Origin of the sequence: Corynebacterium sp. CCUG 69979 (assembly GCF_024454095.1) — a bacterium.
In the GTDB taxonomy this organism is placed as follows: domain Bacteria; phylum Actinomycetota; class Actinomycetes; order Mycobacteriales; family Mycobacteriaceae; genus Corynebacterium; species Corynebacterium genitalium.
Genome location: NZ_JAGPZA010000049.1, coordinates 1 through 612, shown reverse-complemented (window position 1 = coordinate 612; position 612 = coordinate 1). Strand labels below are relative to the sequence as shown.

The 612-nt window shown below is 57.5% G+C and carries 1 pseudogene; it reads right to left on the bottom strand.

Annotated elements, in window-relative coordinates:
- Nucleotides 1-612: pseudogene (locus tag KBX18_RS11760) on the bottom strand (IS256-like element ISCge1 family transposase); the annotation flags it as partial.

Here is a 612-nt window from a genome sequence, read left to right as displayed (position 1 = left end):
AGTTCCGTTTTCAGGTAGAGCCACCAATCCAGCATTCGGCGTTGTCGTTCACCTGATCTGCCGCGGTGTGTCCTGGCGAGCAGTTTGAGCTGGGCGTTGATACCGCCTTCCAGACTGTTTGTGGTGGATTTGATCCGGTCAGGATCAAGGACTGTTTCTGGGGGCTTGAGGTAGACAAACAGCAGGTCGCTTCGCCAGAGGTGGTTGAGACTGTTGTAGGCCTTGCGCACGTTGTGGTGTGTCCACACGCGAGTCCACGTACCGGTTTTGGGGTCTTTGACCGTGGTTTTCTCGTCCATCCAGGCTTGGTAGATCGTAGAGAATTCGTGCAGTTGCGCGCCCCATTTTGCTGCTCCATCCAAGGTGGTGATCCGAGTCAGTTTCAGCGCAAGTTGGTAGATGGTGCGCCCAGCATCTGTGCGCGGGCGTGAGGTGGTGTAGCGTCGCACGACGCGTTGGGCGTGGACGAGGCAGCGTTGAATTTTCGTGGTCGGCCAGCACTTTCTAATCGCGCTAAAGGCTCCTTGGCCGCCGTCGATCACAGCGATCAGTGGCGCTTCGATGCGTTCGAGCAGTCGCTGGTAGTCGCGGGTGGTTTCGTGTTTGCACCAG